This window comes from Moritella viscosa (genome assembly GCF_900120065.1).
In the GTDB taxonomy this organism is placed as follows: Bacteria; Pseudomonadota; Gammaproteobacteria; order Enterobacterales; family Moritellaceae; genus Moritella; species Moritella viscosa.
Genome location: NZ_FPLG01000131.1, coordinates 1 through 4786, shown reverse-complemented (window position 1 = coordinate 4786; position 4786 = coordinate 1). Strand labels below are relative to the sequence as shown.

The following is a 4786-nucleotide window of genomic DNA, read 5'->3' as shown; positions in this document are numbered from 1 at the left end:
AACACCAGTGTTGTTACATCGAGTCCCGTGTTTGCTAGCGCACACTGGGTAATATGTTGTTTACCAGCATTAGTAAGAATGCCGGTTACCTGTTGTTCAGACATAGAAACTTACTCCGTTGCAGTACTAATGCTGCTTTCTTTACTCAAAAAACCATAAACGGGCTGCAGTGTCAGTGGATGCTCAACCAGTGTTTTCAGTGGCATTAACGGCACTTTTTGTACATGGTATTGCACATCAATCCAACTTGGCGCTAAGCCACAATCAGCAAAACTATGTACCGTAAATTCATAACGTCTGCAGGTACGTCCATAGAGCTGGATTAATTCGGGCATCAGTTCGCCGTATTTCGAGACAGTATGACTGCTAAAGTCGATTGCAATAATGTCCCAATCGCGATTATCAATGCGCTCACTGACTTTGATGACATCGATACCAAGACGATTAAAGATAGCTTCAATCGTCGCGATTTCGCCTGCGTCAATGGTATTAACCAGTGCATGTTGGACCCGTTTCCTAAAAAACTCAGTCGGCTCGTTTGCCAGTCTTTCAGTCAAACGTTCCCAGGCTAACAAACCTAAAAATGGCTCAGCACTTTGCTGCTCATCTTTTTGTGCAACCGCCCACATCACCCAGTCTTTGGTATTATTCCAATATTGCTGCGCGGCTTTCATTAACTGCTCGGCATGGCCCTTGTTTAACCAGGTAGCAATCTCTGGTTGTGATGGCGGAGCGCTTTGCTGAAATCTATCCATGTTGCACAACCAAGTGCGTAAGTGCCGGTAGCCATAAACCCGTTTTAATATCACCACAATCAAAATCGATACTGCGCAGCGCAGGGAATTGATTATGTAACTGCGTTTGTAACTGACTCATGCTAAATAACGAATTTGGCCGCGTTCGTGTCGGTTGATACGCATCATTTAACCGAAACGCCGCCTGGACAAAGGTTTTTATATCCGCGCCAATATCGATGCTATTTGCATGTAATGAATACGTAGCCGTTATTACCTGCTCATGTGTCGGCATTGCATATACTTTAAAATCATCACCGTGGCCATGATGGCCATCATCACTGATATGCTGATTTATGACTTTTAATAAACCAGTCGATACTTGCCCAACATTAAGGTAAATATACGCATTAGCGGTACCAGGGCCACGCGGCGCTTGGTTTACAATTTCAATATTATCGACCGGAATGGCGAAGTCGCTGATTATCGATTTGTACACAGTATTGATATGCCATTTAGCGGCGGTGCCGAATACGTTTCTTATTCTGTTTCGATATGCTTCAGTGCTTTCTTCATTCGCACCAGGGATAAGCAGCCAGTCTTTTTCATTACGAACGCTCACGCCCTCAATAAGATTAACTAAGCGGTAATAACTGCCTACCGGTAAGTTATACGCCTGCCCAGTACCAACTGCTTGAGCCAACACTTCAATGACCGATTCACCTTCTTTAAATACCACAGCGCTAAGCGTACGTAACTGATATACAGTGCCGCCAATACTGTCACTTTCTACTAAGGCACCTGCAGGTATACTCAACGCCCCATCATTGTTAGTGCGCGTTAATGTCAGCATGCCTTTAGCCTTAATTGCATCCACAACAAAAACATTACGACTCGGGCCATGTAACCCAATTAATGCACTGCGACTAGCCGTCATGATAAATAAATCAGGCATCAATATACGGGCAATCCAATCGAGCAAAGCAACGACAGGTAAGGTAATTAAAGCTTTAACTGTGCGCCAGAACGGGCTAAACGGACTGCCATTCTCGACAATGATTTGCTGTTCGCTTAATACCTGCTCCCATTGCTGCTTGGCAACCTTCTCATTCACTGGTAACCCAGCATCAGCCATCATCTTTTTAAAATCAGGCACTATGTCCGGTGTTCTATTTTCATTGTTCATGCTACGCCCCTGCCCACTTCATTACGCCGTATTGCTTTGTCTGGGCTTCAATCGATAAGGTTTTATCACTGTTATAGCTAATTAAGATTGTGCCAGGCTTGAGCCTGTTGTCTTGTTCCACTTCCAGTTCTAAATCGGTTAACACTGGCGCGATACCATTGACGTTACGCTGCTTAACTAACTTAACTAACAAACCACTTTCGATGATGCGGTGCTTCACATCTTGGCCAATCACTTTGGCCGCAGATAATTTGCCAGCACTGAGCGAGGAATTAAACACAAAATCCCCATCGATAATGTTTAAATCAACATGCATATTTATCATTAGCCGGCTAACTCCATTAACTGTTCAAAATCATGGTCAAGGTTGTCACTTTTCATCACCACATTGTCGATATACACGCGCTTGCTGTTATCGGCGTTACTATTACTGTTGTTATTCGTGTGTTGCTTGCTTTGCTGAAAGTACTGGGTTCGCTGTATACGCGGACTACTTACCTTAGCCAACTGGTGGTTATTTTCTTGATATTGTTGAATACGCGCACTGTGCGCAGTTAATTCATTAAACGCTTGGCTTTCAGAAACAGAGGCAGCACTATTTATCTGACTAGCATTGCTATGCGTGCTGATTAGATTTTTTGCTGCAAATGTTTCACTGTTAAACGCTTGGTTTGCGGCTACAGGCAAGGTCGCTGTTACATGACTAATATCGCGGTTAGTTAACTGGATCGCGTTTAAGTCTGCTGGTATTGGGGCTGCTGTTTTAGTTATTTCTTCGACCTCAGCCTTCATAGTCATGTCTTTACCATCAATTAAACCCAGTGCTTCAAGCACCCATTTCACATTGTCAATCAGGGCTGTGAATACCAACATGACGCCATCAAATATCTTGATTAAACCTTGGCCCCAACTTGAGTCTTTAAAGGCCGCAACAATAGCATCCCAATAAAAAATAAGTCCCGCAACGGCAGCCACTAACGCCACAACACCTGCGATAACTAGCACAATCGGATTGGCAAGTAATGCAGTATTAAATAACCAAGTCACGCCCTGCGCCGCTAACATAGCGCCACGATACAGACCGATAACCGCAAGATAAGCACCCATCGCGGCAATGTTGCCTAAGAACCCCATCACGCGCAGTGCAACTAACCCCATTTGCCATAACTTTGTTGAGATAGCAGCGCCATTAGTAACGACGCTCAGCCCAATCAATGCAAAGCGATAGATACCGATTATCATGTTCATGGCGCTAAACGCCATCATTAAGCCAATAACACCAACAGCGGCAGCGCCAAGTACACCCGTTAATGTTGGGAATTCTTGGGTTAGCCATATCACGCCACCTAACATAGCAACCAGCATGTCGACAACCGGTTCAATAATCGGTAACACAGCTTGCCCCATCGCCGTTGCAGCCCCATTTAATGAACCACTAAATCTATCCCAGGGACTGGCAATGATATTCGCCATTTCACTGGCCTTAGATGCATCAGTAACATTGCTCAGTTCGTTAATGCCCTGTTTTAACTTGGCTGTTTTGGAACTTAAAATATCAACCACCGAGGCGGCATTTTTAGACCCGAAGGCTTTATTTAAAATATCGCCTCTGGCCACACTACCAATACCCGCCAGCTTTTGGTTAATACGCGACATCACCACATCAATACCTAGCATATCGCCCTGGCTATTAGTGAGCTCTATACCTAATGTTTTTTGCGCTTTACCAATGCCATCAATAAAGGCGGCATATTGAGTACCCGCTACCGAACCCGACTTAAGGACCAGCTGCAGTTCACCAAGCACCGCAAATTGCTCTGCAGCATCGATACCACGATTAGCGGCTTTGGCACCTAACGCACTAAAGGCCGATTGCATTTCTGCGCCGGTGGTTTTATACATTTGCACAGCAGTAGCTGTTTGCCCTGCAACCTGATTAACCCAGTCGGACTTGCCCATTTTATTGGCGGTTTTTTCAAAGATGCCATACATGGTGCCCATATAACTGGTGATTGTGCTGGCGTCCGCTTTCGTTGCAACCGCTAATACGTTGGATGCCTTGGTAAAGGACGCAAGCTCATCACCGGTGAGTCCTGATATAGCCGATTGAATATCGTAAGCACTGCGCACGAACTCTGCAGAGTTACCGCCAAATTGCGTGGTAAATTCAAACGCGGTTTTAGTTAATTTGGTTAAATCTTCGTTGGCCACGCCCAGTGTTTGCACTTCACCCAGTGCAGCAACATGATCAATAGCTGGTGACAAACTGCTGACCAGCGCAATAGCACCGCCAGCTGTTCCCATAAAGCCACTCATCATTTGGTTTTGAGCGCTGGCCGTTTGGGCGCTAAGTTGGTTTATCTTGTCCATGATCTTATTCACTGGCCCTGTTGCTTTATCAACAACGCCAATGGTGTACATGAGTTTTTCCAACTTGCTTAATGCGCTCATTCATTACCCTCACCAGTGACTTAACCACTATCTAACGCCATGCAAATACCATTGTTGATGGCGATTTGCTGCTTTTCTTGATTATCGTTTTCCAAAAACAATGCCTGGGCTAAACTGTCTTCAGTGGCTGCGCTGTGTGGTAGCCATTTTTGCTGATAGGCGAGCAACTGATCTAAACGGTTTCTGCTTATCTCTTTTGCTCGCTGTTCTATTTTTTTACGGTAATGTTGAATTCCGGCTGATACTCTTCAACTACACTGCCGACTAAATGCAGCGCGGCACCCGGCAGGGCTAACATTTCTTTCAATGTTGATTTGCACTCGTTATCAACCACCGTCATTAAGAAGTTGGTCGCGGGCTGAATTTTATTAACCTGGTTACTTTGGTTTAAAAATTTGTTGTAAGCCGTTACGTT

6 protein-coding genes are annotated in these 4786 nt (G+C 44.8%); all 6 read right to left on the bottom strand.

Annotated features, from left to right (window positions below):
- Positions 1–110 precede the first annotated feature (110 nt).
- Positions 111–755 (bottom strand): hypothetical protein, encoded by a 645-nt coding sequence (locus BT797_RS20650; protein WP_075473331.1) that lies wholly within the window; start codon positions 753–755, stop codon positions 111–113.
- Positions 748–1920, bottom strand: coding sequence for a baseplate J/gp47 family protein (locus BT797_RS20645; RefSeq protein ID WP_075473330.1), 1173 nt, complete (start codon positions 1918–1920; stop codon positions 748–750). Before BT797_RS20645 ends, BT797_RS20650 begins: the two co-directional genes overlap by 8 nt.
- 1 nt (position 1921) lies before the next feature.
- Positions 1922–2245, bottom strand: a complete 324-nt coding sequence (locus tag BT797_RS20640; RefSeq protein ID WP_075473329.1) for a DUF2590 family protein — start codon at positions 2243–2245, stop codon at positions 1922–1924.
- Positions 2245–4371, bottom strand: coding sequence for a phage tail tape measure protein (locus BT797_RS20635; RefSeq protein ID WP_075473328.1), 2127 nt, complete (start codon positions 4369–4371; stop codon positions 2245–2247). The genes BT797_RS20640 and BT797_RS20635 overlap by 1 nt, the downstream gene beginning before the upstream one ends.
- Before the next feature lie 20 nt (positions 4372–4391).
- Positions 4392–4538: a DUF6890 family protein gene (locus tag BT797_RS23930; RefSeq protein WP_019628769.1), complete on the bottom strand. Its 147-nt coding sequence runs from the start codon at positions 4536–4538 to the stop codon at positions 4392–4394.
- A 41-nt stretch (positions 4539–4579) separates the two neighbouring features.
- Positions 4580–4786, bottom strand: a 207-nt coding sequence (locus BT797_RS20630) for a putative phage tail assembly chaperone (protein ID WP_075471179.1), incomplete at its 5' end; no start/stop codon positions are given.

Bases quoted from the DNA above. Each gene is read 5' to 3' on its own strand.
- BT797_RS20650 (WP_075473331.1), bottom strand. From the start codon at position 755: ATGGATAGATTTCAGCAAAGCGCTCCGCCATCACAACCAGAGATTGCT.
- BT797_RS20645 (WP_075473330.1), bottom strand. From the start codon at position 1,920: ATGAACAATGAAAATAGAACACCGGACATAGTGCCTGATTTTAAAAAG.
- BT797_RS20640 (WP_075473329.1), bottom strand. From the start codon at position 2,245: ATGATAAATATGCATGTTGATTTAAACATTATCGATGGGGATTTTGTG.
- BT797_RS20635 (WP_075473328.1), bottom strand. From the start codon at position 4,371: ATGAGCGCATTAAGCAAGTTGGAAAAACTCATGTACACCATTGGCGTT.